The following is a 26,956-nucleotide window of genomic DNA, read 5'->3' as shown; positions in this document are numbered from 1 at the left end:
TTGCGGGCGAGGATCGGGATGATGGGCGCCGCGTCATCGCCGCGGGCGGCGCGACGATCGAGCAGGCGGGCTTGCGATGAGCCGTTGGGCACTGTGTCTCCACTTACGCCGGGCACCCTGGGCCCGACGGCACTGTGAACGCGCAACGAGGTGGCGCGCGGGTGGGTCGCTGCAGGTGAGCTGACACGCTCGTGTTCCTAGCAGTGTGGGCGATACTGGGATCGAACCAGTGACCTCTTCCGTGTCAGGGAAGCGCGCTACCGCTGCGCCAATCGCCCGTGCGAGGTGGGTACGGGATTCGAACCCGTGTATACGGCTTTGCAGGCCGCTGCCTCGCCTCTCGGCCAACCCACCAGGTGTGCCCTCGTGGGCCGCCGATTTCGAGCGGATGACGGGACTCGAACCCGCGACCCTCACCTTGGCAAGGTGATGCTCTACCAACTGAGCCACATCCGCGTGCGTCACCGAGTGCGGTTTCCCTCTCGGTGGTGCGGCGTCGACTTTAGCCCACGGATCGCGGCAACGTCCAACCGAGGTCCGCGGCGTGTCTGCAGGTGGACACTCCAGAGCCTGATCGCCGGGCTGGCTAGCGTGGTGGTGTGAGCACTGTCGAGGCACCGGGTCGCGCGTGGTTCCGCGGCGTCCGGGCCGAGACCGTGGTGGAGCACGTGGACCTGCGGGAGCGCCCGGAGGCGCTGGCAGGTGGCGGTTGGTGGGTCGTGGTCGCGGAGTTCGACGGGCCGTGGCACGCGTGGCGGTTCCGTGATGTCAGGGCCACCGATGAGGTCACGTACGGCCCTGAACGCTGGCAGGGCCCGGAGCGGGACGGGTGGCGAACATCACTCTCGCACGAGGCCTATGTCGCCGCCGTGCGAGCGGTGCGGCACGAGATCGCCGAGGGGGAGGTCTACCAGGCGAACATCTGCCGGGTGCTGTCGGCGTCGGTGCCGCGCCGCCCCGATCCCGTCGGCCTTGCAGTCAGGCTCGCGACGGGCAACCCGGCGCCCTACGCAGCGCTGGTGGACATTCCGGCGGGCGGCGCCGCGGGGCCGGGGTCCTGGGTGGTGAGCGCCTCGCCAGAGCTCTCGCTCGAGGTGGCCGACGGCACCGTGACCTCGGGACCGATCAAGGGCACGGCCGCGACGCCGTCGGGCCTTCTCCCCAAGGACCGGGCGGAGAACGTGATGATCACAGACCTGGTGCGAAACGACCTGCAGCGGGTGTGCCTGCCGGGCACGGTCGAGGTGACCGATCTCCTCGCTCTCGAAGAGCACCCTGGTCTGGTCCATCTGGTCTCGCGGGTGCGCGGGCGATTGCTCGACGGCGGTGGGTCGGGTTGGTCTGCGCTGCTCGCCGCGGCGCACCCGCCTGGCTCGGTGTCGGGGGCGCCGAAGTCGTCGGCGCTCCGGATCATCGAGGAGCTCGAGACCGCACCGCGTGGTCCGTACTGCGGCCAGATCGGGTGGATCGACGCCGACCGGGGGCAGGCCCGACTCGCGGTCGGGATCCGGACGTTCTGGTGGGCGGACGGTGAGCTGCGGTTCGGCACCGGCGCAGGCATCACGTGGGGGAGCGACCCCGAGCAGGAGTGGGCGGAGACCGAGCTCAAGGCGGCGCGTCTGGTGGCGCTGGCGTCGCGGGCGTGAACCGGGCAGGCTGGCGTGCATGAGTGAGCCCCTGCTGTTCGTGGACGGCACGTTCCACGACCCGCGGACGCCGCTGGTGTCCGCCCTCGACCACGGCGTGACCGTCGGTGACGGCGTGTTCGAGACCTGCGAGCTGATCGACGGCCGCACGTTCGCGTTGACCCGGCACGTGCAGCGGCTGCAACGCTCGGCCGAGGGCCTCGGGTTGGACGCGCCCGACGAGAGCCGAGTACGCGCGGCGGTGGACGCCGTCGAGCAGCGGTGGCAGGCAGATGGCGGCGGCATGGGCCGGCTGCGGATCACTTGGACTGCCGGCTACGGCCCGCTCGGGTCGGACCGGCTCGCGGGTGCGGGGACGCTGATCGTGGCCGCGGGCGGTGCGCGGCCGGCAGGCCCGGTGCGGGTGGCCGTGGCGCCGTGGGTGCGCAACGAGCGGTCGGCGATCGCCGGGCTGAAGACCACGTCCTATGCCGAGAACGTCGTGGCGCTGGCCTACGCGAAGGAGCGTGGAGCGGGCGAGGCGATCCTGGGCAACACCCGGAACGAGCTGTGTGAGGGGACCGGGACGAACGTGTTCCTCGAGGTCGACGGCGGCTTCGTCACGCCGCCGCTGGACTCGGGCGCCCTTGCGGGTGTCACGCGTGCGCTCGTGCTGGAGTGGGCATCAGACGCGGGTATCGAGGTGCGCGAGGAGGCCCGCCCGCTTGCGGCGATCCACGCGACCCGGCACGCGGCGCTCACCTCCAGCACGCGTGGCATGACGCCGATCGTGGCCGTGGATGACCGCGAGCTCGAGCCCGGTCCTCTCACGCTTCGGATGGGTGAGGAGTTCCACCGCCGCAGCCGCGAGCAGCTGGACCCGTAACGCGCCCGCCCAGCCCGTTCAGGCGGACTGCTCGACGGCGTCGGCCCAGCCGGCCGGGTCAGGTCCCGGCGGGATCTGGGTCAGCCCGAACCAGAGGCGGAGTGCCTCGGTCCAGGCACGTTCGACCTCGGTGACGTCGACGACGCTCTGGTACCCGGCCAGGAGCGCCTCGTGCGCAAGCGGAGGCGCTGGTGGCCAGCGGCGGAACTCGGTCGCGAGCAGCACGGCGCCCAGGGCGATCTCCACGGTCCGGTGCCGCAGACTCAGCTCGTCGAAGTCCAGCAGCGCCGCGACCCGGTGATTCCGCACCAGCACGTTCGCGCCGCGAACGTCGCCGTGGCCGAGCTGGGGCGTGACGTCGAGGTCGGGGAGCGTTTCGAGCAGGTCCACGAGACGCGCGTGCGCACGTGGCGCCCGGTCGCGGGGGAGGCGGTCGAGCGTGCCGAGGATGTGCACGCGCAGGTCGCCGGCGATCTCGCGCGGACCGTCGGCGAAGGGGGTCGAATCCTCGTCCGCCAGCGCGAGGTGCAGTCGCCCCACGAGCTCACCCGTTGCCCGCACGGCTGCGAGGTCGCCCACATCGAGGAGGTCGCCCTCGATCGTCGGATGGACCGCGATCGAGAGGGGACGATCGCTCGTGACTGTGCTCCGCCGTCGACCATCGCGCCCCGGGACCGGTGCGGCGACCGGCATACCTCGCGCGTCGAGCCGGCCGAGCAGCTCGGCGATGCGACCGAGCCGGTCGAACGCGCCCGGGTCGCAGCAGAACTTGACCACGAACGCCTGCTCGGCGGTGCGTACCCAGGCGAGCGCATTCACGTGGCTGATGAGGACCCGCTCCACTCGCGCCCCAGACAGGCTCCAGCCGCGGTGGAGGGCCGTGGAGACCCACTCGGCCGCCGCCTCGATGTCGGGGAGGCCGAAGCGATCCGGAAGGGCCGCCGTCGGGTCGGTGTCCTCCCACAGCATGGCGAGGGAAGGTTCGGACATGCCGCCACGCTACGAGGCCCCGCCAGATGGAGGGGAGGTACACGCCGGTTCGGTCACGAACGGCGGGTCCCGGCCACACCCGGTCTGTGGAACGGTCGAACCAGCATCACATCGACGCCGTGCGCCTGGGACTGGTGGGACGCTGCGGGTCCAGGTCACGGAGGCCGCGACGCGGCCGCCCGGTCCCAGTGCCGTGATGGTGAGCGAGAGTGAGACCGTCCGGGCGACGGTGGTGCGTGCGGGCGGGCCCGTGGTCTCTGCGGCGCGGACCGGCCTCGGCACCTGGACCGAGACCGAGGACCTCCCTGGCTCGTGCCGCGCGGCGCTGCTCGCGTTCCGGCTGGCCGACGACGTCACCCCGGTGGTCGACACCGCAGCGTTGGGTGTGCTGTTCCGTGCCGTCGAGGTGTTGGCGCCAATGGCGGCGGAGTTCCCTGACGTGGCGGCGCTGGGTGCGCTGGACGCGCGGACCGCACACACGCTGCGCACCCTGGTGCACGCCGAGAGCGTGCGTGCCGCCGCCGCTGCGCTGGGCATGCATCACTCCACGCTGCAGGAGCGTCACGACAAGCTCACCCGCACGCTCGGTTACGACCCTCGGTCGGCGACGGGGTTGGCTCGCTACGAGCTGACCCGGCTGCTGGCCCGTCTCAACCCCCGGTGAGGGTGCGTTCGGAGCACGCCGTCAGCGCTGCTAATATCGGTTCTCGCCCGTGAGGGCACCGAGCACACACTCGGGCGATTGGCTCAGTGGTAGAGCGCCTCGTTCACACCGAGGAGGTCACTGGTTCGAACCCAGTATCGCCCACCCGACATCACCAGCCTGAGCGATCGGCCCAGGCGCGTGCCCCCCGCATCAACTCATCGACCACCAGCGACTTGCGGTCGACGTACTCGCTGCGCTGCTCGGCATAGTGCTCCGCCAGATCGCGCTTGCGGTCCTCGTAACGTGCGACCACCTCGGGCGAGGCGCGCAGGTAGTCGCGAAAGACCAGCCGGTCGCGGTACGTCGCTGAGTCGAGCGTCATCACGTGGACGTGATCGGTGCGGTGGTCAGCCACGATCCGGTCCAGGAACGCGTGATCGGGGTTGTCTGCGAAGGACGAGGGCCGGTGCGTGAACCCGAGCGCGGCCAGCTCGGCGAGGATCGCTGGGCTCAGCGCGGTCGTCACGTCCGGCACTCCCACGGCGACGTCGATGGTGTCCTTGGCGGAGAGCCCGGACACGCTCGTGGAGCCGATGTGCTCGATCTCAGCCGCCGGAAAGGTCGCGGCGAGCTGGGCCCGCGTGGCCGCGAATCGATCCGGCCAACGCTCGTCGTACGCAACGAGGGCGACCGACCGGTGCGCCCGACTCGGGTCCACATCCATGCGTGCAGTCTGCCGCGTCCTACCCTTCGAGGGTGCGCGCCCTCGTCTACGACAGCTATCGCGGTCCGGTCAGTGTTCGTGACGTCCCTGAGCCGGTTGCACCTGCGGGCGGCGTCGTGGTGGAGGTGCGCGCGACCGGCCTGTGCCGCAGCGACTGGCACGCGTGGGTCGGCCACGAGGACGTCGCACTCCCGCACATCGGCGGACACGAGCTCGCGGGCGTCGTGGCCACGGTCGGCACCGGCATCGAGCGGTGGCGCGTGGGCGACCGGGTCACGATCCCGTTTGTCGAGGGGTGCGGGCGGTGCGACTGGTGCGCGAGCGGCAACTCCCAGGTGTGCCCCGAACAACAGCAGCCCGGCTTCACGCATGCCGGCTCGTTCGCCGAGCTGGTCGCGCTGCACGGCGCCGATACCAACCTCGTGCGGATCCCTGACTCGGTCAGCTTCGAGGCCGCGGCGAGTCTGGGATGCCGATTCGCGACGGCGTATCGCGGCCTGGTCTCCCGCGCTCGCCTGCAGCCGGGCGAGTGGCTCACCGTGGTGGGTGCAGGCGGCGTGGGACTGTCCGCCGTCATGATCGCCGCTGCGATCGGTGCCCGCACGATCGCGGTCGACCCGAACCCGGCGGCCCTCACGCTCGCGCGCGAGCTCGGCGCCGAGCATGTCCTGGAGACGTCCGACGGCGTGGCGGATCTGGTCCACGAGCTCACCGGTGGCGGTGCACATGTCGCCACCGACGCCGTCGGCACTCCCGAAGCCGCCGCGACAGGCATCCACAGCCTGCGCCGTCGCGGCCGGCACGTGCAGATCGGGCTGCTGCCACCGGTCGGCGGGCACCCGCGGATCCCGATGGACCGGGTGATCGGCTGGGAACTGGACCTCCTCGGCAGCCACGGCATGGCCGCCGCGGACTATCCGGACATGCTCGCGCTGGTCGAGAGCGGCGCACTCACCCCGCAGCAGCTGGTCCGGCGGGTCGTCTCGCTGGAGGAAGCCTCAACACTGCTCCCCGCGCTTGAGCATGCAAGGGGCGCCGGGATCACGGTGATCGACCCGTGGCTGAGACGTACGCCTCGTCGGCCACGTCCGAATTCGCCCAGCGAATCGAGCTGAGCTTCGGCGCTTGGGGGACGCGAGCCGACGGCGCCGTCGCGGAGGACGGCGGGGCTGTGAACGTCGACGCCATCCAGATGGCGAGGACCGATCGGTCTGCGGAGCGATGAGCGCGGGTTGCCCCGCCGGTGCTGGTGGACACCGCGATCCTCGGCGATCACCTGCAGTTCTCGATGCTCCCAGGCCCGCATGCGCCCTACTGACGGCGCGCGTGCTGGTCAACCGCCGCGCCCTGACTACCATCGGGGAGTCCGTCGCAACCCGAACCTGAAAGTGGTCCCGTGACCGTGCCTGAGTTCTCCCTGTCCGTCGCCGGTACCCAGCAGTCGGTCCCCGCGGGCACCACGGGTACGGACCTGTTCGGCTCGGACAAGGCCGTGGTCGCCATCCGGCTCGATGGTGAGCTGCGCGATCTGGACGCTGCCCTCGATGGTGGCTCCGCCGTCGAGCCCGTGACCATCGACTCCCCGGACGGACTGAACATCCTCCGGCACTCGGCCGCGCACGTGCTCGCGCAGGCGGTGCAGCAGGTGAACCCGGATGCCAAGCTCGGTATCGGCCCCCCGATCACCGATGGCTTCTACTACGACTTCGACGTCGAGACCCCGTTCCAGCCCGAGGACCTCAAGAAGCTCGAGAAGGCGATGCAGAAGATCGTCAACACGGGCCAGCGGTTCCGCCGTCGCGTGGTCACCGACGACGAGGCGCGAGCCGAGCTCGCGGCCGAGCCGTACAAGCTCGAGCTGATCGGGCTCAAGGGCTCCGGTTCCGCCGAGCAGGCTGCGGAAGGCGCGTCCGCCGAGATCGGCGCGGGCGAGCTCACGATCTACGACAACGTGGCCCGCGACCGTGAGGGCAACGAGGTCGTGGCGTGGAAGGACCTGTGCCGCGGCCCGCACCTACCCACCACGAAGTTGATCGGCAATGGCTTCCAGCTCATGCGAAGCGCGGCCGCCTACTGGCGTGGCAGCGAGAAGAACCCCCAGCTGCAGCGGATCTACGGCACCGCGTGGCCCACCAAGGATGAGCTGCGCGCCTATACCGAGCGGCTCGCCGAGGCCGAGCGGCGCGACCACCGGCGCCTCGGCACCGAGCTCGACCTGTTCTCCTTCCCGGAGGAGATCGGATCCGGGCTGCCGGTGTTCCACCCCAAGGGCGCGATGATCCGGATGGAGATGGAGGATTACTCCCGCAAGCGGCACGTGGCCGCCGGGTACTCCTTCGTGTCCAGCCCGCACATCACCAAGGCGAAGCTGTTCGAGACCTCCAAGCACCTTGAGTGGTACGCCGACGGCATGTACCCGCCCATGCGGCTGGATGCCGAGTACCACGAGGACGGCACGCTACGCCGCGAGGGCCAGGACTACTACCTCAAGCCGATGAACTGCCCGATGCACAACCTGGTCTTCGACGCGCGCGGCCGCTCCTACCGCGAGCTGCCGCTGCGGCTGTTCGAGTTCGGCACCGTGTACCGCTACGAGAAGTCCGGCGTGGTGCACGGCATGACCCGCGCCCGGGGCTTCACGCAGGACGACGCGCACATCTACTGCACCCGCGAGCAGATGCGCGACGAGCTCGGCTCGCTGCTGACCTTCGTGCTCGACCTGCTCCGTGATTACGGGTTGAACGACTTCTACCTCGAGCTCTCCACCCGCGACCCCGAGAAGTCCGTCGGTGACGACGCCACCTGGGAGGAGGCCACCCGCACGCTCGAGGAGGTCGCGCTGGCGTCCGGCCTGGAGCTGGTGCCAGACCCGGGCGGCGCGGCGTTCTACGGCCCGAAGATCTCCGTGCAGGCCAAGGACGCGATCGGCCGCACGTGGCAGCTGTCCACGATCCAGCTCGACTTCTTCGAGCCGGAGCTGTTCGAGCTGGAGTACACGGCAGCGGATGGCAGCCGGCAGCGGCCCGTGATGATCCACCGCGCCCTGTTCGGTTCGATCGAGCGGTTCTTCGCCATCTTGCTGGAGCACTACGCGGGCGCGATGCCCCCGTGGCTGGCCCCGGTGCAGGTGCTCGCGGTCCCGGTGGCGGAGCCGTTCAACGACTACCTGAACGACGTCGTCGCGCAGCTGCGTGCGGCTGGTGTCCGTGCCGAGATCGATGACTCCGACGACCGATTCAACAAGAAGATCCGCAACGCCTCGGCTCAGAAGGTGCCGTTCACGATCATCGCCGGAGGCGAGGACGCGGACGCGAACGCGGTCTCGTTCCGGTTCCGTGACGGCAGCCAGCGCAACGGTGTGCCGATCGCGGAGGCGGTGCAGATCGTCACGCAGGCGATCACGGACCGGGTGCAGGTCTGATGGAGACCTCGGGCGGCTTCCCGCAGGAGCCGGATGGCTATGAGCGCCTGTGGACGCCGCACCGGATGGTCTACGTGGACGGCCCCGCGAAGGTCACCTCCACCGAGGAGAAGGGGTGTCCGTTCTGCTCCGGCCCGCGCGGCCCCGATGAGGACGCCCTGATCGTGCACCGGGGTGAGACCTGCTTCGTGGCGCTCAACCTCTACCCGTACAACCCCGGGCATCTGCTCATCTGCCCGTATCGGCATGTCCCGGACCTGGTGGAGATGACGACGGCGGAGCGTGCCGAGTCGATCGAGCTCGTCACCACCGGAATGGAGGTGCTTCGTGCGACGAAGCGCCCCACCGGCTTCAACTCGGGCATGAACACCGGTGCCGGCGCCGGGGCGGGGATCGCCGGGCACGCGCACCTGCACGTGGTGCCGCGTTGGGACGGCGACGCCAACTTCCTGCCGGTGATCGGCCGCACCAAGGCACTGCCCGAGCTGCTCGCTGACACCCGCGCGCAGCTCGCCGCCGCCTGGCCGGCGGGGGAGTAGCTGTGGTTCTCGGGAATCGCGGCCGCGGCTTCTCCAGCACGCTGTTCGGGCCGTTGGCGCGCCTGCTGGTTCGGCTGCGCGTATCCCCGGACGTGGTCACGTTCGCGGGTACCGCGGCCGTGGTCGTCGCGTCCTTCACCTTGCTCCCGACGGCACATCTCGTGGTCGGCGCGCTGGTGCTGGGCGTGTTCGTGCTCACGGACTCGATCGACGGGATCATGGCTCGCTTGGTGCACGGCGACGAGCCGCGCCCGTACGGGGAGTTCCTCGACTCGACGCTCGACCGGTTCTCCGACGGCGCGATCTTCGCCGGCCTGACGCTGTATTTCGTGGCCCACGCCGACGGCCCGACCCGGACCTGGGGCGTGGCGGCGTCGGTGGCCTGCCTCGCGCTCGGTGGCCTGGTCTCGTACGCGCGCGCCAAGGCTCAGGCGCTCGGCGTCGTCGCCAAGGTGGGGATCGCCGAGCGGGCGGACCGGCTGATCGTGGCACTCGTGGCGACGCTGCTCGTGGGCCTGGGACTGCCCGTGCAGGTCTTGATCGGCGCGCTGGCGCTGCTGGCACTGGCCAGCCTGGTCACGGTCGGGCAGCGGATGGCGCTCGTGCGTCGCGCACTCGTGGAAGGGGCCCCAGCATGAACTCCGGATCACTGTTTCTGCTGGCCTGGCGCGTGGTGCCGAAGCTGCCCGCCGGGCTGGTGCGGTGGATCTTCGATCTCGTCGCCGTGGTCGCGCACGCCGCCCGGATCGGCGGCGTGAAGCAGCTGGAGCTCAACCTCTCCCGGCTCCGACCGGATCTCCAGGGGCGCGCGCTCCGGCGGATGTCGCGTCGCGGGATGCGCTCCTACATGCGCTACTACGCGGAGTCCTTCCAGCTGCCCGCGATGTCGCCTGAGCAGATCAGCGCACGTGTGCGCGCGGTCGGCATCGCGTCGATGGTGGAGCGAATCCGCTCGGGTCAACCGACGGTCGGCGCCCTCACCCACAGCGGCAACTGGGACCTCGCTGGTGCCTGGTTCGTGCAGCAGCACGCGCCGGTGCTCACGGTGGCGGAGACGCTGGAGCCGGAGCAGCTGTTCCGGCTGTTCGTCGACTTCCGCGAAGGGCTGGGATTGCGGATCGTGCCGTTCGCGAAGGGCACCGGTGTGTTCCGCCGGCTCCTGACCGGGATGCGTAAGCCCGTCTCGTTCGTGCCACTGCTCGCCGATCGGGACCTCAGCCGCGACGGTCTCGAGGTGGATGCTGCCGGGCACCCGTTCCGGGTCGCGCCAGGGCCAGCTGCCCTCGCCGTGGCCGGGAAGGCGGCCTTGTACTCGGTCCACATCCGCTATGAACGGCTCTACGCGGACCGGAAGCGCCGCGCGGGTAGCCCGTGGGGGATCGTCATCGACTTCCAGGGCCCGATCGAGGTCCCGGACCTCCAGCAGGCCGAGGCCGTGGCTGCGATGACGCAACGCTGGGTCGACCTGCAGGTGGCGATGATCCAGCAGTACCCGCAGGACTGGCACATGCTGCAGAAGGTTTTCACCGCGGACCTCGATCCCGACCGCCTCGCCCGCGCCACCTCGAGCGCGGTCGAGGATGGCGAACCCGCGTGAGCGCGCTGCGTGTCGGCCTGCTCACGCCCTATGCGTGGGACGTCCCGGGTGGCGTGAACTTCCACATCCGCGACCTCGCCGAGCACCTCACGGCGCGTGGCCACGAGGTCCAGGTCCTCGCCCCCGCCGACGACGAGTCCGCGCTACCGGCCTACGTGACCTCGGTGGGCGGCACGGTCCCGGTGAACTACAACGGCTCGACAGCGCGGGTTGCGTTCGGTCCGATGGTCACGCGTCGCATCACCAAGTGGCTCAAGGACGGCGCGCACGACGTGGTGCACATCCATGAGCCCGTGGTCCCCAGCGTCGGTCTGATCGCGCTTCGCGCCGCGACGGCTCCGGTGGTCGCGACGTTCCACTCGTCGCAGGAGCGTTCGCGCGCGATGATCGTGGCCAACCCGTTCCTGCAGCCGGGGCTGGAGCGGATCAGTGCACGGATCGCCGTCTCCGAGGCCGCGCGCCGCACGGTGGTCGAGCACCTGGGCGGCGATGCCGTGGTGATCCCCAACGGCGTGGAGGTCGCGAAGTTCGCCGACGCTCAGCCGGCCTCACGGTGGCAGGGGACGCCCCAGGCACCGACGATCGGTTTCCTCGGGCGCATCGACGAGCCGCGCAAGGGCCTGCCGGTGCTCCTCGGAGCGGTCATGGCGGTCCGTGAGCGCCACCCTGGTGCGCGCTTCCTGATCGCGGGCCGCGGTGATATCGACGCGGCACTGCGTGAGGCAGGCCTGCCGCGTGACGCGGTCGAATACCTGGGCGAGATCAGCGAGGCCGACAAGCTCGCGCTGTTCGCCTCGCTGGACCTCTACGTGGCGCCGCAGACCGGCGGCGAGTCGTTCGGCATCGTGCTGGTGGAGGCGATGAGCGGGGGAGCGGGTGTGATCTCGAGCGACCTCACCGCGTTCCGGGCCGTGCTCGACGACGGGGCCTCCGGGCGGATCTTCCGCACCGGCGACTCGGCCGACCTGGCGCGCACGCTGCTCGAGGCCCTGGGCGACCCCGAGACCACGGCGAGGTTGAAACGGTACGCACGCTCCGCCGTCGCCCGATACGACTGGGGCACGGTGGCATCCAGACTGCTCGACGTCTACGCAATGGTCACCCGCAGCGGCGACGACGAGCCGGGCTTGCTCGGCCGGATCTTCCGGGGCCGGCGATGAGCGGCGCCGAGATCGCGCTGATCGCGATCGGGGTCCTCGCGATGGTCGGTGTGGTGCTGGTCAACTTCGCCCAGCGGGTGGATCGGCTGCACCGCCGCGTGATCTCCTCGCGGGCCACGCTGGAGGCGCAGCTCGTCAAGCGTGCCGAGGCAGCGGGCAATCTTGCGAGGGCGAACCACCTCGACCCGGCGTCGACGTTGATCGTGGCCGATGCCGCCTGGAACGCGGCGGTGCATGCGCGCCGACTCGTGGGCGGTGACAGCGATCTCGCGGACAGCGGCGCCGACCGCGGGCTGGTCGAGTCCGAGCTGACGATGGACCTGCGCGCCGCACTCGGCGGACCGGAGGACATCGCGGCGCTCCGGGCGCAGTCGGAGACCGCGAACCTCCTCGACGACCTCGAGCAGGCCTGCTACCGCGCGCAGCTTGCTCGGCGGTTCCACAACGATGCGGTCGTGGCCACGCGGCGGCTGCGACAGAACCCGCTGGTGCGGTGGTTCCACCTTGCTGGCCGGGCCGCCATGCCGGTCACGTTCGAGATGGACGACGAAGTGTTCCGCGGCACCCCGACCGCCACGTGATCGGCGCCGCCAACCCCTAGAGTGTGGGCCATGTCGAGCCCCCAAGACTCACCGGCGACGACGGTGACCTACCCGCAGGCCTACCGTCCAGGTGGTTTCGCGCCATCCCCGGCTGAGTGGGGGTCGCAGAACGCCGCGACGGCGCCGCCCCCCAACACCACCGGCCCGATCGAGCAGGTCTGGGCGCCAGGTCAGAACGTCAGCAACCGACCGCTGCTCAACATCATCGGGATCGCTGTCGGTGCGATCACGATGGTCGCCGTCATCATCTTCATCATGAGCCAGACCGGCGTCGGCGAGACCACCGCCGGTCTGGTCCTGGCGCTGATACCGCTCACCATCGTGCTCGCGGGCGTGCTCTGGCTCGACCGCTGGGAGCCCGAGCCCAAGCTCATGCTGCTGACAGCCTTGCTTCTCGGTGCCGGTGTCGCGACCCTCACCTCGTTGGTGCTCAACACCGCAATCACGCAGGCGTTCTACGAGGCCACGCACGACGCCCAGTCGGCGACCACGCTCGGAGCCGTCGTCGTCGCGCCGGTCGTCGAGGAGACCTTCAAGGGTCTGATCGTGCTCGGACTGTTCCTTCTGCGCCGTCACCACTTCGATGGTCCGGTCGACGGCGTGGTGTACGCGGCCACGGTCGCTGCCGGGTTCGCGTTCACCGAGAACATCCTCTACTTCGCGCAGAATCCGAGCGATGTGTGGATCGTGTTCGTCATGCGCGGCTTGATGTCGCCGTTCGCGCACTTGCTGTTCACGGCCTGTATCGGTATCGCCATCGGCATGGCCGCACGGTCGCGTAGAACGACGACCGTGTTCTTCGCGTTCCCGGTCGGGCTCGTGGGAGCCATGGGCCTGCACGCGCTGTGGAACGGCACGTCGTTCCTGGGGAACTTCTTCGTGTTGTTCCTGTTCGTCCAGGTTCCGCTGTTCATCGCCGTGATCGTGCTGATGTTCTGGCTGCGCCGCCAGGAGGCCGACGTGATCCGGGCTCGACTCGGCGAGTACGCCCAGGCCGGCTGGTTCGCTCCGCACGAGGTCGAGATGCTCTCCTCGATGCGGATGCGGAGCCAGGCGCGCACCTGGGCAACCGGGTACGGCGAACGGGCGAAGCAGGCCATGAAGGAGTTCCAGCGCGACGCCACGTCACTGGCGTACCTCCGGCAGCGGCAGCTCACGGGCCGGGCCGAGCTGCGAGCGTCGCAGAGCGAGCACGAGCTGCTCAACGAGATCCAGAGAGACCGCCATACGTTCACCGTGACGGCACGGGGAGTCGTGCAGCAGTAGCGGCTCTAGACTGGTGACACTGCCGCGTCGGCAGTTCTCCCGCCCCCCGCGCCATCGAGGTCTCATCGTGTCCGAGGTCCAGTCCAGCATCGCGACGACTCCCGTCACCGAGCAGCCGCAGCTCGGCACCGCCCGCGTCAAGCGCGGCATGGCCGAGATGCTCAAGGGCGGCGTCATCATGGACGTCGTCACCGCCGAGCAGGCAAAGATCGCCGAGGATGCCGGCGCCGTGGCCGTGATGGCGCTCGAGCGCGTGCCTGCGGACATCCGCGCCCAGGGCGGGGTCTCCCGGATGAGCGATCCGGACATGATCGACGGCATCATCGAGGCCGTCTCTATCCCCGTGATGGCCAAGGCTCGGATCGGCCATTTCGTCGAGGCGCAGGTGCTGCAGAGCCTCGGCGTGGACTACGTGGACGAGTCGGAGGTGCTCACCCCGGCTGACTACGCCAACCACATCGACAAGTGGGCCTTCACCGTCCCGTTCGTGTGCGGGGCGACCAACCTCGGCGAGGCGCTGCGGCGCATCACCGAGGGCGCCGCCATGATCCGTTCCAAGGGCGAGGCAGGCACCGGCGACGTGTCCAACGCCTCCACCCACATGCGGTCGATCCGCGCCGAGATCAAGCGGCTCACCTCGTTGCCCGAGGATGAGCTGTACGTGGCTGCCAAGGACCTGCAGGCGCCGTACGAACTGGTGGTCGAGGTGGCGCGCACCGGCAAACTTCCGGTCGTGCTGTTCACCGCCGGCGGCATCGCCACCCCGGCCGACGCGGCCATGATGATGCAGCTCGGCGCCGAGGGTGTCTTCGTGGGATCCGGCATCTTCAAGTCCGGCAATCCGGCCGAGCGCGCCACCGCGATCGTGCAGGCCACCACCTTCTACGACGATCCCGACGTGATCGCCAAGGTCTCCCGTGGCCTCGGCGAGGCGATGGTCGGCATCAACGTCGACGACATCCCGCAGCCGCACCGGCTGGCTGAGCGCGGCTGGTGACCGCGGAGAGCCCGCTGGGGCCGGAGTGGGTGCGCAGCCCCGACGACGGCCGCTACTTCCGCCGCGCCGCGCGCGTGCTGCTGCTCGACGAGCAGGACCGGGTGCTGCTGGTGCGCGGCCACGACGTGGACCGCCCCGAACGGTCGTGGTGGTTCACCATTGGCGGCGGTATCGACGCCGATGAGACCGCTGAACAAGCGGCGGTGCGCGAGGTTGCCGAGGAGACCGGACTGCAGATCAGCGAGGCCGATCTGCGGGGACCGGTCCTCACTCGGGAGGCGATCTTCGACTTCGAGGCCGAGCACGTGCGGCAGGACGAGGTCTTCTACTACGCACGGATCCACGACGCTGGTGAGATCAGCCGGGACGGGTGGACCGCCGTCGAGCAGTCGTTCATGGACGAGGTCGCCTGGTGGACCGCCGAGGACCTGCGCGCCGTGGACCTCGAGGTGTTCCCGCAGGAGCTCGCCGACGTTGTCGCCTCTGTCGCCGGCGGATGGGACGGTACCGTGCGCCACCTGGGCCTCCAGGACGACGACGCATCCGGCGAGGCGGTTCCCCAGTGACCTCCCTGCGGATCGGGGTGCTCGCCCTGCAGGGTGACGTCCGCGAGCACGCGGCCGCGCTGACGGCCTGCGGCGCCGAGGTCAGCCTCGTGCGTCGCCCGGGCGAGCTGGCCACCGTTGACGGCCTGGTGCTGCCGGGAGGCGAGTCCACCACGATCGACAAGCTGTTGCGGCGGTTCGAGCTGATGGAGCCGTTGCGGCAGCGGATCGCCGACGGCCTCCCGGCCTACGGCTCCTGCGCCGGCATGATCCTGCTCGCCGACCGGATCGCTGACGGCACGCACGACCAGCAGACGATCGGGGGCCTCGACGTGCTGGTGCGTCGCAACGCCTTCGGGAGGCAGATCGACTCCTTCGAGGAGCGGCTCGACGCGCCCGCCCTCGGGGCGGGGCCCGATGACCCTCCGATGACCGCCGTGTTCATCCGGGCACCCTGGGTCGAGGAGGTAGGACCCGCGGTCGAGATCCTCGCGACCGTCTCGACCGGCCCGAAGGCAGGTAGGATCGCGGCCGTCCGTCAGGGCGCGCTGATGGCGACAGCCTTCCACCCGGAGATCAGCTCGGACCACCGGGTCCACCAGTCCTTCGTGTCGATGGTGGGATCAGCCGCCGCGGCGTGACCGCAAGCCAGCAAGCAACCAGGAGCGGAGCTCACCATGTCCGGTCACTCCAAGTGGGCGACGACCAAGCACAAGAAGGCGGCCATCGACGCCAAGCGCGGCAAGCTGTTCGCGCGCCTCATCAAGAACATCGAGGTCGCGGCGCGCACCGGCGGCGGCGATCCCGCCGGTAACCCGACGCTCTTCGACGCCATTCAGAAGGCGAAGAAGTCCTCGGTCCCCGCCGACAACATCGACCGCGCCGTCAAGCGAGGCTCCGGTGCCGAGGCCGGTGGCGCCGACTACCAGACGATCATGTACGAGGGCTACGCCTCCGGCGGCGTCGCCGTGCTCGTCGAGTGCCTCACCGACAACAAGAACCGCGCCGCCTCCGACGTGCGCGTCGCGTTCACCCGCAACGGCGGCTCGCTCGCCGACCCCGGCAGCGTCTCCTACCTCTTCACGCGCAAGGGCGTCGTGCTGGTGCCCAAGGCGGGGGAGTCCGGCGGCACGGACGAGGAGACCGTGCTCGACGCCGTCCTCGATGCGGGCGCCGATGAGGTCAATGACCTCGGCGATAGCCTCGAGGTCGTCAGTGAAGCCGGAGACCTGGTCGCCGTCCGCACCGCGCTACAGGACGCCGGGATCGACTACGACTCCGCCGAGGCACAGTTTGTGCCCTCCATGGAGGTCGAGGTCGACGTCGACGGCGCTCGCAACGTGCTCCGGCTCATCGACGCGCTCGAGGACAGCGACGACGTGCAGAACGTCTGGGCGAACTTCGACGCTTCAGATGAGGTGCTGGCGGCGCTCGACGACGACTGAGGTTTCTTGCTGGCGGGGCGCGTGCGCGTGCGGTCCGGGCGCCGGCGATCGAGGATTCTTGTGCGCGAGGCCAACCATCCGCGCCTCGTTCCTCGGCGCTCCCGCCAGGCCCACCCAGCCTCTCGCACAAGAATCCTCGATCACCGGCTTCGTGGTGAGCTCGCCCTCGTGGGCGTGGCGGGAATGTCGTGCCGCTGGTGTCACCTACTCAACGTTGGAACGAGGCGGCACGGGCCAGGGGCGAGTCGACCACCCAGCCCGGCCCACCGCCGTCGTCCCCAGCGCCTTGGGTGACAGTGCCGAAACGGGCCGGGCGAGTGTCGGTCTGCCCGTGCACGAGGCGTGCCTGAGAACCTGACTACGTGAGCATGCGGATCCTCGGAGTCGACCCGGGCCTGACGAGGTGCGGGATCGGGGTCATCGAGGCGCTGCCAGGGCGCAAGGTGAGGCTGGTAGCCGTCGACGTCATCCGGACCGCTGCCGACATGGCCCCCGAGAAGCGGCTGATGCGGATGGCCGAGGCGTTCGAGGAGTGGCTCGCGGATCATCGGCCGGACGCGGTGGCGGTCGAGCGGGTGTTCGCGCAGCACAACGTGCGCACCGTGACGGGGACTGCGCAGGTGGCCGGGCTCGCGATGGTGGCGGCCACACGCGTGGCCATCCCTGTGGCCCTGCACACGCCGAGCGAGGTCAAGGCTGCCGTGACCGGGAGCGGGCGCGCCGAGAAGGCGCAGGTGCAGGAGATGGTGCGGCGCATCCTCGGGCTCGACGATGCGCCATCGCCGGCGGACGCCGCCGACGCTCTCGCGATCGCCATCACCCACGGGTGGCGTGGCTCGGCCGTGGTGCCCCTGGACGGGGCGCGCACCCAGACCGCTGCACAGCGCGCCTGGGCCGAGGCGGCCGCAGGGACAGCGGCTCGGGCGCAGGCGGCGCGTCGCCGGCTCGCTCGCTGACACCTCGGCTAGGCTGTCGCACAGATGTTCGGCTGCTGAAGGGTTGACCTGCACCATGAGCTCGGGGAAGAACCTGTGATCGCGCACGTGCGTGGGACGGTGGAGCACATCGGGCTCGACAGCGCGGTGATCGACGTCGGGGGAGTCGGGCACCTCGTTCACGCGACTCCAGGCACACTAGCGACGCTCCGGCATGGCGCTACCGTCACCTTGCCGACCTCGCTCGTGGTGCGAGAGGAGTCGATGACGCTCTTCGGCTTCTCGGAAGCGGATGAGCGCGACGTGTTCGAGACACTGCAGACCGTCAGCGGCGTCGGGCCGCGGCTCGCGCTCGCGATGCTCGCTGTGCACACGCCGGACGGCCTGCGGCAAGCGGTGGCGAACGAGGACCACAAGGCGCTGGTCAAGGTGCCGGGGATCGGCGACAAGGGCGCGAAGCGCATCGTCCTCGAGCTGGGCGACAAGCTCGGCCCGGCGCTGGCCGCCATTCCGGAGAGTGGCGGCGCGTCCGCGCCAGGCAACCGATCCGACGTCATCGCGGCGCTGACCGGCCACGGATGGGCCCTCAAGCAGGCCGAGGCCGCGACCGACGAGGTGCTCGAGGCAGGCAGCGTGGACGCGAGCGACACCGGCGCCGTGCTGCGCTCGGCGCTGCAGCTGTTGGGTGGTGCACGCCGTGGCTGAGGCAGACAACGCGGAGGAACTCCAGGACCGCCTGGTCGAGGCCGACGCCGACGACACCGAACGGGCCGTCGAGGCGGCGTTGCGCCCCCGCAGGCTCACGGAGTTCGTCGGGCAGCGTGTGGTGCGTGACCAGCTCTCGCTCGTGCTCGATGCCGCCACGGCGCGGCGGCGACCGCCGGACCACGTGCTGCTCTCCGGACCCCCGGGGCTGGGCAAGACCACGCTCGCGATGATCGTCGCCGCCGAGGTCCAGGGCGCACTGCGGCTCACCTCCGGACCCGCCGTGCAGCACGCCGGTGACCTGGCGGCGATCCTGTCCTCGATCGCCGAGGGCGATGTGCTGTTCATCGACGAGATCCACCGCCTCGCCCGCCCTGCCGAAGAGATGCTCTATCTGGCGATGGAGGACTTCCGGGTCGACGTGATCGTGGGCAAGGGCCCCGGCGCCACCGCCATCCCACTGCAGCTGCCGCCGTTCACCGTGGTGGGCGCTACCACGCGGGCCGGGCTGCTCCCCGCACCGCTGCGTGACCGGTTCGGCTTCACCGCGCACCTGGACTTCTACTCACCGGACGAGCTGGAGCGGGTGTTGCACCGCTCGGCCGAGCTGCTCGAGATCGAACTGCAGCCGGCCGCTGCGGCGGAGATCGCGTCCCGGTCTCGAGGCACGCCGCGGATCTCCAACCGGCTGCTGCGCCGGGTCCAGGACTGGGCTGAGGTGCGCGGCGAAGGGCATGCTGATCTGGCGGCGGCGCACGCTGCGCTGCAGGTCTTCGAGGTCGACGAGCGTGGGCTGGACCGGCTCGACCGGTTGGTGCTGCGGGTGCTGTGCGAGCGGTTCGCGGGCGGCCCCGTGGGCGTCTCGACGCTGGCCGTGGCTGTGGGTGAAGAACCCGAGACGTTGGAGTCGGTGGCTGAGCCCTTCCTGGTGCGTGAGGGGCTGATGGCGCGGACCCCGCGGGGCCGCGTCGCGACCGATGCCGGGTTCGCCCATCTCGGCCTGACCCCACCCGGCCCCCAGACGCCGTTGTGGAGCTGAGCGAGCCGCGCCCGAGGTGATCGGTCCGGTGACGTAGACTCGCCCGCAGTCTGAAGACCCCTGACGAACGGTGATTCATGTATCTCGCGGAGGCCGCAAGTGGCGGCGGCGCCGGTGGCAGCAGCACGTTCCTGCTCATCTTCATGGGGCTCGCCATCGTGGCGATGCTCTTCATGAGTAGTCGTGCTCGCAAGAAGCAGGCGGCTGCGACCGAGTTCCGGAGCACCTTGCACGCCGGCCAGGAGGTCATGACGACCTCGGGCATGTTCGGCACCGTGGTGCACGTCGACGGCGACAAGGTCACGCTGATCAGCAGCGGCGGGCAGGAGTCCGTATGGCTCCTGGCCGCGATTGCGAAGCTGGTCGAGAACGAGCCCGAGGCACCAGAGCAGGAGGATGACGAGGTCGAGGACGAGGCGCTGCCGCCGACCGACCTCGGCATCAACCCGAACCCTTCCCGGGACGACACCGCCCGCTGACCGCGCGCGCCCCCGAAGGCGTGCCTGCTCGAGAGTTGACCTGCAGTGGCTACACGTAACTCGTCGTCACAGATGCGCCCCTGGGGCACCCTGACGCTGCTCGGCGTGATCATCGCCTTCGTGTTCGGCGGTCTGACCGCCGGCACCAAGTGGTCGGACGCCTCCTGGATCCCGAACCTGGCGCTCGACCTCGAGGGCGGCACCCAGATCATCCTCGAGCCGCAGCTCGAGAGCGGCGCGCAGGTGAGCGCCAGCGACATCGAGCAGGCGATCGAGGTGATCCGTCAGCGCGTGGACTCTTCCGGCGTGTCCGAGGCGGAGATCACCAGCCAGGGCGGCCAGAACATCGTGGTCGCGCTTCCAGGTCAGCCCGACGAGGCGACGCTGGACCTCGTCAGGCAGAGCGCACACATGCGATTCCGGGTGCTGCTCGTCGAGGACGCCCCGAACCCGGTCGACCCGGCGATGTTGTCGGCGACCGATCCGGAAGATGGCTCCGGAGAGCTGCCGACCGACGACGCCGATGAGGGCAACGCGGGCACCGAGGTGCCGACCGACGAATCGACCGAGTCGTTCGACGACGCCGAGGGCAGCACCGACGGCGCGGCGATCGTCGGATCCAACCCCTCGGGTGGCACCAGCATGATGCGCCCGACGCAGACCGACACCCCCACGGACGAGGCGAGCGACGAGGCCACCGAGACGCCGTCGGAAGAGGCCACCGAGACGCCGTCGGAGGAGCCGAGCGAGGCTGCCACGCAGGACGCGACGCCGCCCACGCAGGAGGAGATCGAGGAGGCGGCGTTCCAGCTCGCCGACTCCGACGGCGACGGCGAGCTCTCGAACGAGCCGGCGGCCGAGCCGACCAGTGCGAGCGACCAGGCGTGGATCACCGAGCAGGTCGCCTATGACTTCTACCTGCTCGACTGCACCGACCCTGCGAACCGTGTGGGCGGTGGCGGAGACGACCCCGATGCGCCGCTGGTCACCTGCTCGCAGGACGGCACCGCGAAGTACATCCTCGGCCCGGCCGAACTCGAAGGCACAGACATCGCGTCGGCGAACTCGGGGCTGCGCACCAACGACCAGGGTCAGGTGCTCCGCGATTACGCCGTGTTCCTCGAGTTCACCAATGCCGGAGGCCAGATCTTCAGCGACGTCACCGCTCGCCTGGCAGGTCTGGCGACCACCCAGCCGGGCATGAACCGGTTCGCGATCGTTCTCGACACGCTCGTGATCTCCTCGCCCAGCGTCACCGAGCAGATCCCCAACGGTCAAGCCTCGATCACGGGCGGCCAGGGCAGCGAGTTCGACCAGCAGACCGCCTCCACGCTGGCGAACCAGCTCAGCTTCGGTGCTCTACCGATCAACTTCACCGTGCAGTCGGAGGAGCAGATCTCCGCGACGCTGGGCTCGGAGCAGCTCGAGCGCGGACTGCTCGCCGGCCTGATCGGCCTCGTGCTGGTGGTGCTCTACTCGCTGGCGCAGTACCGCGGGCTCGCCCTCGTCACGGTCGCCAGCCTCGTCGTGGCCGCGACGTTGACGTTCGGGGTCATCGCCTTGCTCTCCTGGGTGCAGGGATACCGGCTGTCGTTGCCGGGCGTTGCAGGCCTGATCGTCGCGATCGGTATCACTGCGGACTCGTTCGTCGTGTACTTCGAACGAATCCGAGACGAGGTACGCGAGGGCAGACGGCTCGACGCCGCCGTGGAGCAGGGCTGGAAGCGTGCGCGCCGCACGATCCTGGCCTCGGACGCAGTGAACCTGCTCGCGGCCGTGGTCCTCTACTTCCTCGCGGTCGGTGGGGTGCGCGGCTTCGCGTTCACTCTCGGTCTGACCACGATCATCGACCTGCTGGTGGTCTTCTGCTTCACGCACCCGATGGTGCAGTTGCTGATCCGCACCAAGTTCTTCCGTGAGGGTCACAAGCTCTCGGGGCTCGATCCCGCCCACCTCGGATCGACCGTTGCGCCTGCGTACCGGGGCCGCGGGTCGTTCCGCAATCCTGACGAGCGCGAGCCGCGGACCGGCACGATCGCCGAGAGACGGGCGGCGGCCGCGAAGGCCGACGCCGAGCTCGTCGGCTCCAGCAAGGAGGACCGCTGATGGCCGCCAGCTTCGCGCAGTTCGGCAACGATCTCTACTCCGGCAAGCGCAGTTACGACATCGTCGGGCGGCGGCGGCGCTGGTTCACGATCAGCGTGGGCCTGCTGCTGCTGTCGGTGCTGTTGCTGCTCGTCCGTGGAATCAACCCCGGGATCGAGTTCCGCGGTGGTTCGGAGTTCACGGTGTCGGGGACATCGATCTCCGATCAACAGCCTGCGCGTGACGCACTGGCCCAGGTGGCGCCCGAGCAGGAGGCGCGCGTCTCGAATGTCGGCAACAACGCCGTCCGGGTCCAGACGGAGGAGCTGACAGAGGAGGAGACCTCCGAGCTGCGTCAGCTCCTCGCCGATGCGTACGAGGTCGACGTCAACGAGGTCACGGCGTCCTTCGTGGGTCCGACGTGGGGCCAGAGCGTCACGAACAAGGCGTTGAGCGGGCTCGTGATCTTCCTCGTGCTGGTCACGATCGTGATGGCGGTCTACTTCCGCCGCTGGACGATGGCGGCCGCGGCGCTGGTGGCGCTGCTGCACGACCTCGTGATCACCGTCGGCCTCTACGCGGGTGTCGGCTTCGAGGTCACCCCCGCCACCGTGATCGGATTCCTCACGATCCTCGGGTACTCGCTCTACGACACCGTGGTGGTCTTCGACAAGGTGCGCGAGAACACCGAGGGAGTCCTCGAGCAGACGCGCTACACCTACGCCGAGGCGGCGAACCTGGCGGTCAACCAGACCCTGGTGCGTTCGATCAACACCTCGGTGCTGGCGGTGCTCCCGGTGGCATCGATCCTCTTCGTCGGTGCGTTCCTGCTCGGTGCCGGGACGCTGCGTGACATCGCGCTGGCGTTGTTCATCGGCATGATCGTCTCCACGGCGTCGTCGGTGTTCATCGCCGCGCCTGCCGAGGTGGCGTTCCGCGGACGCAACCCGGCGATCAAGGCACACACGGAGAAGGTGCTCGCCGCGCGCGAACGCGCTGTCGCCGACGCCGAGGAGCGTGGCGAGGACGCAGACGAGCTCGTCGGGGCGCCCCGCGTGGGTGGTCTGCGTGCCGGTGGGCACCAGGGTCAAGCGGCTCAACCCCGACGGCGGCGCGGCAAGAAGTAGTCTCGGCGGCGCCTAAGATCTCTGCATGGCCGAGGAGACCGCCGTCGGCGCCACGAGCGACCAGGGAGCCCAGACGGGTTCACGGGTCCGCTCGGCGCTGGTCTGGCTCGGCTCACGAGGAGCGCACACCTCATCGCCGGCGATCGAGCCGGTGGTGCGCGCGGTACGTGCGAACCACCCCAAGGCGGACACGGCGCTGCTCGAGCGCGCTTACGTCGTCGCCGAGCAGGCCCACCGAGGTCAGCTCCGCAAGAGTGGCGATCCCTACATCACCCACCCGGTCGCGGTCGCCACGATCCTGGCGGAGCTGGGGATGACCCCGCCGACCCTCGCGGCGACACTGCTCCACGACACCGTGGAGGACACGAGCTACTCACTGGAGGCGCTGCGCGGCGACTTCGGGGATGAGATCGCCGCGCTGGTCGATGGCGTGACCAAGCTCGACAAGGTCACCTACGGCGAGGCCGCCCAGGCCGAGACTGTGCGCAAGATGGTGATCGCGATGGCACGCGACATCCGCGTGCTGGTGATCAAGCTCGCCGATCGACTGCACAACGCTCGAACCTGGAAGTACGTCTCGGCAGCGTCGGCGTCCAAGAAGGCACGCGAGACGCTCGAGATCTACGCCCCGCTCGCACACCGCCTGGGCATGAACACGATCAAGTGGGAGCTCGAGGATCTTTCGTTCGCCACGCTCTACCCCAAGGTGTACGAGGAGATCGTGCACCTGGTCGCCGAACGCGCACCAGCACGGGAGGAGTACCTGGGCCAGGTGCGCGACCTCGTCCTGGATGACCTCAAGACGTCGAAGATCAGGGCCACCGTGACCGGCCGGCCGAAGCACTACTACTCGATCTACCAGAAGATGATCGTGCGCGGACGCGACTTCGCCGACATCTACGACCTCGTGGGTCTGCGCGTGCTCGTGGACTCGGTGCGAGACTGCTACGCCGCTCTCGGTGTGGTCCACAACCACTGGAACCCCGTTCCGGGTCGGTTCAAGGACTACATCGCGATGCCGAAGTTCAACATGTACCAGTCACTGCACACCACGGTGATCGGACCCGGGGGCAAGCCGGTCGAGATCCAGATCCGCAGCCACGACATGCACAGGCGGGCCGAGTACGGCGTCGCGGCGCACTGGAAATACAAGGAGTCCACCAAGGCGGCGCCCCGCGGCACGTCGTCGGGTTCGAGCGACGACTCGATGCCGTGGCTGCGGCAGCTCGTCGACTGGCAGCAGGAGACGGCCGACCCGGGGGAGTTCCTCGACTCGCTGCGGTTCGAGATGCAGGGCGCCGAGGTCTACGTCTTCACTCCCAAGGGCGACGTCCAGGCGCTGCCGGCCGGATCCACGCCGATCGATTTCGCCTACGCCGTGCACACCGAGGTGGGGCACCGCACGGTCGGAGCACGGGTCAACGGGCGGCTGGTGCCGCTGGAATCCGCGCTGCAGAACGGGGACACGGTCGAGGTCTTCACCTCGAAGGCCGAGAGCGCCGGCCCGAGCCAGGACTGGCTCTCGTTCGTCGCGAGCCCACGAGCGCGGAACAAGATCAAGCAGTGGTTCACCAAGGAGCGGCGCGAGGAGGCGATCGAGGCCGGGCGGACCCTCATCGCCAAGCAGCTACGCAAGCAGAACCTGCCGATCCAGCGCATCCTCTCGCACGACACGCTGGTCGCCCTGGCAGACGAGATGCGCTACGCAGACGTGTCGGCGCTCTACGCCGCTGTCGGCGAGGGACATGTCTCGGCGGCCAACGTCGTGCAGCGCCTGGTCGCGACGCTCGGTGGCGAGTCGGGCACCGAGGAGGACCTCGCCGAGGCGACCCTCCCGGGGCGCCCGAGCCCCCGTGCCCGCCACGCGAGTCCCGCCATCGTGGTCAACGGCATGGACGGCGCCGACACGCTCGTCAAGCTTGCACGCTGCTGCACACCGGTGCCGGGGGACGAGGTCGTCGGGTTCGTCACGCGTGGCTCGGGGATCTCGGTGCACCGCACCGACTGCGCGAACGTCGAGTCGCTGCAGAAGCAGCCTGAGCGCATGCTCGAGGTCGAGTGGGCCAAGGACGTCAGCTCGATGTTCCTCGTGCAGATCCAGGTTGAGGCGCTCGACCGCAATGGGCTGCTCTCCGACGTGACCAAGGTGCTGTCGGAGAACCACGTCAACATCCTGTCGGCCAACGTGGCGACCTCACGTGACCGGGTGGCGATCTCGCGGTTCGTCTTCGAGATGGCGGAGCCGAGCCATCTGGGTCACGTGCTCAAGTCCGTGCGCCAGATCGACGGGGTCTTCGACGTATTCCGCCTCACGGGCGCGAAGAACCAGGCGCACCACCTCGAGGAGCACGACGACGAGGACGAGGACTGAACAGATCCTCGAGCCTCGCCTCCGCTGAGGTCAGTTGTCGCCGGCCGCTCGGAGCGCGGAGTCGAGGAAGGCGCGCTGCGCCTCCAGCGCCTCGGTGGCGGCCTTGATCTTGCTCTCGTTGCCGCTGCGCCGAGCCTTGGCGAGGTCGTCCTCGAGACGTTCGATGGACGCCTCCAACTGGGCGGCGAAACCCTCGGCACGCGCGCGCTTCTGCGGGTTGGACTGGCGCCACTGCGCGTCCTCGGCGCTGCGGATCGCCTGCTCCACGGCACGCATCCGTGCCTCCGTGCGCTGCATGGCGTCGCGCGGCACCTTGCCGGCTGCGTCCCAGCGGTCCTGCAGCTTGTGCAGGGCGCCCTTGGCGGACTTCACATCCGTGACCGGCAGCAGGGCCTCCGCCTCCACGAGGATCGCGTTCTTGACCTCGAGGTTGGCGGCGTACTCAGCGTCGGTCTGCGCGTTCTGGGCGTTGCGGGCCTCGAAGAAGACATCCTGCGCGGCACGGAACCGAGCCCACAGGGCGTCGTCGTCCTTGCGGGACGCCCGGCCGGAGCGCTTCCACTCGTCCATCAGCTGCCGGTAGGCGGCTGAGGTGGCGCCCCAGTCGGTCGACGTCTGCAGGGCCTCGGCGCGGGCGATGAGATCTTCCTTGGCTGCCTTGGCCTGCTTGTGCTGCGCGTCGAGCTCAGAGAAGTGGCCACGCCGGTTACGGTCGAACGTTCCGCGCGCCTTGGCGAACCGCTTCCAGAGTGCGTCTTCCTCCTTGCGGTCGAGGCGAACCCCCGAACGCTGCGCGGACTTCCACGTCTCGAGCAGGCCGCGGAGTTCCTCGCCCTGGGCCTTCCACTGCACGCGAGCGGGGTCGAGCGCAGCGAGAGCTTCGGCGCGCTCCACGATCGCCGTGCGCTCCACGAGAGCCTGCGCTCGGGCGGCCTCGCGCTCCGCGGCGAGGGCCTGCTTCCGCTCGGTCGCCTGATCGGCCAGGGCGCTCAGCCGTGCCCGCAGTCCGGGCAGATCGCCGACGGCGGCCGGCTCCTTGAGCGCGTCCGTCAGGTTCGCGACGGTCGAGTCGATATCGCGCCCGTTGAGCTGGGGGAGTCGTGCCTCGAACAGCGCCACCTGGGCCTCGAGGTCGAGGTAGCGGCGGATGTAGAGCAGCATCGCCTCTTCGGCGGGAGCGTCGGGGAACTGTCCGACGACGCGCTCGGTCTCGCCGTCCGTGACATACACCGTGCCCTCACCGTCGACGCGACCGAACTGGGCGGCCGCCGTCACGAGGGCGGGGTCCAACGGCGCCTCGGCCCCTGCGGCGGCAGGCGCGGCCGCCGGTGCGGACGCGGGCGTTGGCGTGGGCGCAGCGTGTGCGGGCGTCGCCGGCGGCCCGGGGCGCGGGATGGCGCTTGGCTTCGGCGCGGTGGCCGGCATCGGCTTCGGTGCCGGGGTGGCAGGCGTGGACACAGGCTCGGACGCTTCCTGCTCAGGCTCCGGCGCGGCCTGGGTCTCGGCGGCTGCTGGTTCCGTCGGGGCCGCAGCCTCGGCTGCCGGCTCGGCGGCGGGCTGTGGTTCCGCGGTCACGTCGGCTGCGGCGAGGCTGTCGGCCTCGGCGGGTACCTGGGGCTCGACCACGCCCGGCTCCGCCGTCTGCGTCTCGACCTCCCCAGGTGCCGCCGGCGCATCGACGACGGCACGCGGCTCGACGGGGAGCGGACCGGCCATCGACCGGATCACGCTCTCGTGCTGGGGGTCAACTTGCTCGGTCACGCGACCTCCAC

Annotated in this window: 25 protein-coding genes and 4 tRNA genes; 23 read left to right on the top strand and 6 right to left on the bottom strand. The window is 69.9% G+C overall.

What is annotated here, in order from left to right:
- Window positions 1-206: 206 nt before the first annotated feature.
- The 3 genes from ACOJSN_RS22515 to ACOJSN_RS22505 all read right to left on the bottom strand — a co-directional run bounded on the left by ACOJSN_RS22515 (window position 207) and on the right by ACOJSN_RS22505 (window position 456).
- Window positions 207-278 (bottom strand) — tRNA-Val (locus ACOJSN_RS22515).
- Window positions 279-283: 5 nt separating this feature from the next.
- A tRNA-Cys gene (locus tag ACOJSN_RS22510) sits at window positions 284-354 on the bottom strand.
- Window positions 355-383: 29 nt separating this feature from the next.
- Window positions 384-456: transfer RNA gene (locus tag ACOJSN_RS22505), tRNA-Gly, on the bottom strand.
- A 143-nt stretch (window positions 457-599) separates the two neighbouring features.
- On the opposite strand from ACOJSN_RS22505, the gene ACOJSN_RS22500 reads away from it, so the two are divergent.
- Window positions 600-1,646 carry a chorismate-binding protein gene (locus ACOJSN_RS22500; protein WP_420114720.1) on the top strand — a complete coding sequence of 349 codons (1,047 nt, stop codon included), beginning with the start codon at window positions 600-602 and terminating at the stop codon, window positions 1,644-1,646.
- A gap of 19 nt (window positions 1,647-1,665) precedes the next feature.
- On the top strand, window positions 1,666-2,511 hold the full coding sequence (locus ACOJSN_RS22495) for an aminotransferase class IV (RefSeq protein WP_420114719.1): 846 nt from the start codon (window positions 1,666-1,668) through the stop codon (window positions 2,509-2,511).
- An 18-nt stretch (window positions 2,512-2,529) separates the two neighbouring features.
- Here ACOJSN_RS22495 and ACOJSN_RS22490 read toward each other — a convergent pair whose 3' ends face one another.
- Window positions 2,530-3,501, bottom strand: coding sequence for a phosphotransferase (locus ACOJSN_RS22490; protein ID WP_420114718.1), 972 nt, complete (start codon window positions 3,499-3,501; stop codon window positions 2,530-2,532).
- Window positions 3,502-3,700: 199 nt separating this feature from the next.
- Here ACOJSN_RS22490 and ACOJSN_RS22485 point away from each other — a divergent pair, with 199 nt between their 5' ends.
- Together ACOJSN_RS22485 and ACOJSN_RS22480 are read left to right on the top strand one after the other, a co-directional pair.
- Entirely contained in the window at window positions 3,701-4,165 is a 465-nt protein-coding gene (locus tag ACOJSN_RS22485) for a helix-turn-helix domain-containing protein (RefSeq protein WP_420114717.1), read from the top strand.
- A 72-nt stretch (window positions 4,166-4,237) separates the two neighbouring features.
- Window positions 4,238-4,309: transfer RNA gene (locus ACOJSN_RS22480), tRNA-Val, on the top strand.
- Window positions 4,310-4,316: 7 nt separating this feature from the next.
- On the opposite strand, the gene ACOJSN_RS22475 is transcribed toward ACOJSN_RS22480, so the two are convergent.
- Window positions 4,317-4,871, bottom strand: coding sequence for a GrpB family protein (locus tag ACOJSN_RS22475; RefSeq protein WP_420114716.1), 555 nt, complete (start codon window positions 4,869-4,871; stop codon window positions 4,317-4,319).
- A 32-nt stretch (window positions 4,872-4,903) separates the two neighbouring features.
- Here ACOJSN_RS22475 and ACOJSN_RS22470 point away from each other — a divergent pair, with 32 nt between their 5' ends.
- From ACOJSN_RS22470 to ACOJSN_RS22380, 19 genes are all read left to right on the top strand, one after another.
- Window positions 4,904-5,986, top strand: a complete 1,083-nt coding sequence (locus ACOJSN_RS22470) for a zinc-dependent alcohol dehydrogenase family protein (RefSeq protein ID WP_420114715.1) — start codon at window positions 4,904-4,906, stop codon at window positions 5,984-5,986.
- Window positions 5,987-6,273: 287 nt separating this feature from the next.
- Window positions 6,274-8,292: a threonine--tRNA ligase gene (gene thrS / locus ACOJSN_RS22465; protein ID WP_420114722.1), complete on the top strand. Its 2,019-nt coding sequence runs from the start codon at window positions 6,274-6,276 to the stop codon at window positions 8,290-8,292.
- Window positions 8,292-8,831, top strand: a complete 540-nt coding sequence (locus ACOJSN_RS22460; protein WP_420114714.1) for an HIT family protein — start codon at window positions 8,292-8,294, stop codon at window positions 8,829-8,831. Before thrS ends, ACOJSN_RS22460 begins: the two co-directional genes overlap by 1 nt.
- Before the next feature lie 2 nt (window positions 8,832-8,833).
- Window positions 8,834-9,469: a phosphatidylinositol phosphate synthase gene (pgsA, locus tag ACOJSN_RS22455; RefSeq protein ID WP_420114713.1), complete on the top strand. Its 636-nt coding sequence runs from the start codon at window positions 8,834-8,836 to the stop codon at window positions 9,467-9,469.
- Window positions 9,466-10,428, top strand: coding sequence for a phosphatidylinositol mannoside acyltransferase (locus ACOJSN_RS22450; RefSeq protein WP_420114712.1), 963 nt, complete (start codon window positions 9,466-9,468; stop codon window positions 10,426-10,428). The genes pgsA and ACOJSN_RS22450 overlap by 4 nt, the downstream gene beginning before the upstream one ends.
- Window positions 10,425-11,588, top strand: coding sequence for a glycosyltransferase family 4 protein (locus tag ACOJSN_RS22445; protein ID WP_420114711.1), 1,164 nt, complete (start codon window positions 10,425-10,427; stop codon window positions 11,586-11,588). Before ACOJSN_RS22450 ends, ACOJSN_RS22445 begins: the two co-directional genes overlap by 4 nt.
- Complete coding sequence (locus ACOJSN_RS22440) at window positions 11,585-12,169, top strand: hypothetical protein (protein ID WP_420114710.1); 585 nt, start codon at window positions 11,585-11,587, stop codon at window positions 12,167-12,169. The genes ACOJSN_RS22445 and ACOJSN_RS22440 overlap by 4 nt, the downstream gene beginning before the upstream one ends.
- 30 nt (window positions 12,170-12,199) lie before the next feature.
- Complete coding sequence (locus tag ACOJSN_RS22435) at window positions 12,200-13,456, top strand: PrsW family intramembrane metalloprotease (RefSeq protein ID WP_420114709.1); 1,257 nt, start codon at window positions 12,200-12,202, stop codon at window positions 13,454-13,456.
- 67 nt (window positions 13,457-13,523) lie between these two features.
- Window positions 13,524-14,453, top strand: a complete 930-nt coding sequence (gene pdxS, locus ACOJSN_RS22430) for a pyridoxal 5'-phosphate synthase lyase subunit PdxS (RefSeq protein WP_420114708.1) — start codon at window positions 13,524-13,526, stop codon at window positions 14,451-14,453.
- On the top strand, window positions 14,450-15,019 hold the full coding sequence (locus ACOJSN_RS22425; RefSeq protein WP_420114707.1) for an NUDIX hydrolase: 570 nt from the start codon (window positions 14,450-14,452) through the stop codon (window positions 15,017-15,019). Before pdxS ends, ACOJSN_RS22425 begins: the two co-directional genes overlap by 4 nt.
- Window positions 15,016-15,639, top strand: coding sequence for a pyridoxal 5'-phosphate synthase glutaminase subunit PdxT (pdxT, locus tag ACOJSN_RS22420; protein WP_420114706.1), 624 nt, complete (start codon window positions 15,016-15,018; stop codon window positions 15,637-15,639). Before ACOJSN_RS22425 ends, pdxT begins: the two co-directional genes overlap by 4 nt.
- A gap of 36 nt (window positions 15,640-15,675) precedes the next feature.
- Entirely contained in the window at window positions 15,676-16,443 is a 768-nt protein-coding gene (locus tag ACOJSN_RS22415) for a YebC/PmpR family DNA-binding transcriptional regulator (protein WP_420114705.1), read from the top strand.
- A 368-nt stretch (window positions 16,444-16,811) separates the two neighbouring features.
- A complete protein-coding gene (gene ruvC, locus ACOJSN_RS22410; RefSeq protein ID WP_420114721.1) occupies window positions 16,812-17,399 on the top strand; it encodes a crossover junction endodeoxyribonuclease RuvC in 588 nt (195 codons plus the stop codon).
- Between the two features lie 75 nt (window positions 17,400-17,474).
- Window positions 17,475-18,083, top strand: a complete 609-nt coding sequence (ruvA, locus tag ACOJSN_RS22405) for a Holliday junction branch migration protein RuvA (RefSeq protein ID WP_420114704.1) — start codon at window positions 17,475-17,477, stop codon at window positions 18,081-18,083.
- Window positions 18,076-19,122 carry a Holliday junction branch migration DNA helicase RuvB gene (gene ruvB, locus ACOJSN_RS22400; protein WP_420114703.1) on the top strand — a complete coding sequence of 349 codons (1,047 nt, stop codon included), beginning with the start codon at window positions 18,076-18,078 and terminating at the stop codon, window positions 19,120-19,122. Before ruvA ends, ruvB begins: the two co-directional genes overlap by 8 nt.
- 77 nt (window positions 19,123-19,199) lie before the next feature.
- On the top strand, window positions 19,200-19,601 hold the full coding sequence (locus ACOJSN_RS22395) for a preprotein translocase subunit YajC (protein ID WP_420114702.1): 402 nt from the start codon (window positions 19,200-19,202) through the stop codon (window positions 19,599-19,601).
- Window positions 19,602-19,646: 45 nt separating this feature from the next.
- Window positions 19,647-21,707, top strand: coding sequence for a protein translocase subunit SecD (gene secD, locus ACOJSN_RS22390; RefSeq protein ID WP_420114701.1), 2,061 nt, complete (start codon window positions 19,647-19,649; stop codon window positions 21,705-21,707).
- On the top strand, window positions 21,707-22,813 hold the full coding sequence (gene secF, locus ACOJSN_RS22385; RefSeq protein WP_420114700.1) for a protein translocase subunit SecF: 1,107 nt from the start codon (window positions 21,707-21,709) through the stop codon (window positions 22,811-22,813). Before secD ends, secF begins: the two co-directional genes overlap by 1 nt.
- A 25-nt stretch (window positions 22,814-22,838) precedes the next feature.
- The gene (locus ACOJSN_RS22380; protein WP_420114699.1) at window positions 22,839-25,184 is read left to right on the top strand and encodes a RelA/SpoT family protein; all 2,346 of its coding nucleotides are present in this window, start codon (window positions 22,839-22,841) and stop codon (window positions 25,182-25,184) included.
- 30 nt (window positions 25,185-25,214) lie between these two features.
- Here the strand turns inward: ACOJSN_RS22380 and ACOJSN_RS22375 are convergent, their stop codons facing one another.
- Window positions 25,215-26,945, bottom strand: coding sequence for a DUF349 domain-containing protein (locus ACOJSN_RS22375; protein ID WP_420114698.1), 1,731 nt, complete (start codon window positions 26,943-26,945; stop codon window positions 25,215-25,217).
- Between the last annotated feature and the right edge of the window lie 11 nt (window positions 26,946-26,956).

The sequence above is a fragment of the Pseudactinotalea sp. genome (assembly GCF_048594945.1).
Classification (GTDB): domain Bacteria; phylum Actinomycetota; class Actinomycetes; order Actinomycetales; family Beutenbergiaceae; genus Pseudactinotalea.
This window is presented reverse-complemented; position numbering and strand designations above follow the sequence as displayed.

Excerpts from the sequence above, each read along its gene's own strand:
- ACOJSN_RS22495 (WP_420114719.1), top strand. The coding sequence starts at position 1,666 with ATGAGTGAGCCCCTGCTGTTCGTGGACGGCACGTTCCACGACCCGCGG.
- ACOJSN_RS22490 (WP_420114718.1), bottom strand. The coding sequence starts at position 3,501 with ATGTCCGAACCTTCCCTCGCCATGCTGTGGGAGGACACCGACCCGACG.
- ACOJSN_RS22475 (WP_420114716.1), bottom strand. The coding sequence starts at position 4,871 with ATGGATGTGGACCCGAGTCGGGCGCACCGGTCGGTCGCCCTCGTTGCG.
- ACOJSN_RS22460 (WP_420114714.1), top strand. The coding sequence starts at position 8,292 with ATGGAGACCTCGGGCGGCTTCCCGCAGGAGCCGGATGGCTATGAGCGC.
- ACOJSN_RS22450 (WP_420114712.1), top strand. The coding sequence starts at position 9,466 with ATGAACTCCGGATCACTGTTTCTGCTGGCCTGGCGCGTGGTGCCGAAG.
- ACOJSN_RS22440 (WP_420114710.1), top strand. The coding sequence starts at position 11,585 with ATGAGCGGCGCCGAGATCGCGCTGATCGCGATCGGGGTCCTCGCGATG.
- ACOJSN_RS22435 (WP_420114709.1), top strand. The coding sequence starts at position 12,200 with ATGTCGAGCCCCCAAGACTCACCGGCGACGACGGTGACCTACCCGCAG.
- ACOJSN_RS22415 (WP_420114705.1), top strand. The coding sequence starts at position 15,676 with ATGTCCGGTCACTCCAAGTGGGCGACGACCAAGCACAAGAAGGCGGCC.
- ruvC (WP_420114721.1), top strand. The coding sequence starts at position 16,812 with ATGCGGATCCTCGGAGTCGACCCGGGCCTGACGAGGTGCGGGATCGGG.
- ACOJSN_RS22395 (WP_420114702.1), top strand. The coding sequence starts at position 19,200 with ATGTATCTCGCGGAGGCCGCAAGTGGCGGCGGCGCCGGTGGCAGCAGC.
- secF (WP_420114700.1), top strand. The coding sequence starts at position 21,707 with ATGGCCGCCAGCTTCGCGCAGTTCGGCAACGATCTCTACTCCGGCAAG.
- ACOJSN_RS22380 (WP_420114699.1), top strand. The coding sequence starts at position 22,839 with ATGGCCGAGGAGACCGCCGTCGGCGCCACGAGCGACCAGGGAGCCCAG.